The organism is Saccharothrix lopnurensis, assembly GCF_042658445.1.
Taxonomy (GTDB): Bacteria; Actinomycetota; Actinomycetes; order Mycobacteriales; family Pseudonocardiaceae; genus Actinosynnema; species Actinosynnema lopnurensis.
Map to the genome: position 1 here is coordinate 1 of NZ_JBHSQO010000097.1, position 1,641 is coordinate 1,641.

General features: G+C 69.2%; 3 protein-coding genes and 1 pseudogene. 2 read left to right on the forward strand and 2 right to left on the reverse strand.

Annotated elements, in window-relative coordinates:
• Positions 1-67: 67 nt before the first annotated feature.
• Positions 68-361 carry a hypothetical protein gene (locus ACFP3R_RS37470; RefSeq protein ID WP_380643784.1) on the reverse strand — a complete coding sequence of 98 codons (294 nt, stop codon included), beginning with the start codon at positions 359-361 and terminating at the stop codon, positions 68-70.
• Between the two features lie 162 nt (positions 362-523).
• Between ACFP3R_RS37470 and ACFP3R_RS37475 the strand changes: the two genes are divergently transcribed.
• Positions 524-958, forward strand: coding sequence for a transposase (locus ACFP3R_RS37475; RefSeq protein ID WP_380643786.1), 435 nt, complete (start codon positions 524-526; stop codon positions 956-958).
• A pseudogene (locus ACFP3R_RS37480) lies at positions 885-1,376 on the forward strand (IS3 family transposase); the annotation flags it as partial. The gene ACFP3R_RS37475 and the pseudogene ACFP3R_RS37480, both read left to right, overlap by 74 nt.
• Positions 1,377-1,443: 67 nt before the next feature.
• On the opposite strand, the gene ACFP3R_RS37485 reads toward ACFP3R_RS37480, so the two are convergent.
• The coding region (locus ACFP3R_RS37485; RefSeq protein WP_380643788.1) for a transposase at positions 1,444-1,641 on the reverse strand (198 nt) is incomplete at its 5' end.

Consider the following 1,641-nt stretch of genomic DNA (forward strand, 5'->3'; position numbering starts at 1 on the left):
TCTGAACAGGACTCCTATCCACCCGGACCACGACGGTCCAAGTGTGTCTGGTGTCCAACATCCAGGGTCAAGTCCCCGCTTCGTCCGTGCCGCGGTCGACCGCACAGGTCCGTGGGAGAGGAGCGGTGCCGGACGCACGGAAGCCGAGCTCGGCGTCGGTGGTCGCGCCGAGCACATGACGCAGCCGCGCCCGGTAGTGCGCACCCGACCAACGCACCGCGCCGCGTTCGTAGCGCGCGACGGTGTGGGCGTCCAGGCCGTAGCGCTTGCCGGTGGTCTTCCACAGCCACTCGTTGACCGCCTCGGCCAGCTCCCGGCGCGACATCGACTCCGCGGGCAGCGCGGCCGACGCGGTGCGCACACGCGCGGCACGCAGCAGGTTACTCGGTTCTGGCGCGACTCACCCCATCCCGGCACAGAGCTGAACCTGATCTGTCCGCCATTACCGAAAGCCAACTGAGGTTCCCCCGGTAGCTCGATGGCTTTCCAGGCATGGTCCGATAGGGCCTGAAGGGAGTCGTCCGTGGCACCACCGAAGAAGTACCCCGACGAGTTGAGGTCCCGCGCTGTCCGGTTGTACCGGGAGTCCGACCCCAAGCCGGTAATCCGACGCCTGGCCGAGCAGCTGGGCGTGCATCACGAGGCATTGCGGAACTGGATCCGGCAGGACGAGGCCGACCGCGGCGAACGTGGCGACCGGCCCACCGGGACCGAGTCGGAGGAGCTGCGCCGGCTGCGCAAGGAGAACGCGGAACTCAAGCGCGCCAACGAAATCCTGAAGACCGCGTCCGCGTTTTTCGCGGCGGAACCCGACCCGACCCGACCCGGCGACGGTCGTGAAGCTCGTCGAGCAGCTTCGCGGCCGCTTCGGGGTCGAGTTCGTCCTCCGGGTCCTCGGTGTCGCCTCCTCCACCTATCACGGCTGGGTGGCCCGCCAGTCCGACCCGTCCCAACATGAGCGCGACGACCTGGCGATCACGACCGGGATCATCGACATCCACGCCGCCTCGGGCGGGACCTACGGCAGTCCGCGGGTGCACCGGGTGCTGCGCCGTCGGGGTGTCCGCGTGTCGCGCAAGCGTGTCGAGCGGCTGATGCGCCAGGCCGGCCTGCAGGGCGCCTTCCTGCGTAAACAGTGGCGAACGCCGTCGACCAGGCAGGATCCACGGGCCGCACCGGCGCCCGATCGGGTGAACCGGGACTTCACCGCGCCCGCGCCGGACCGGTTGTGGGTCGCCGACGCCACCCGCATCCCCACCGGTGAGGGCGCCTTCCGGCTCGCGGCCGTGCGCGACGCGTTCTCCAACCGGATCGTGGGCTGGAAGACCAGCGACCGCTGCGACACCGACCCGGTCCCGGGCGCCCTGGAGTACGCGATCTGGTCCCGCGACGTGCGCGACGGACAGTTGATCCACCACAGCGACCGCGGGTCGACCGGCGGATTCAATCGGTCGTCGCAACACCGGCTTGTTGGAGCGAGGATAGACGATCGTTCAGGGCTTCCGCAGGAGTCCTCCAGCCGAGGGTCTTGCGGGGTCTGCTGTTCAGTGCGGTGGCGACGGCCTCGATCTCGTCGACGTCCCATCGGGAGAGGTCGGTTCCCTTGGGGAAGTACTGGCGCAGCAGGCCGTTGGTGTTCTC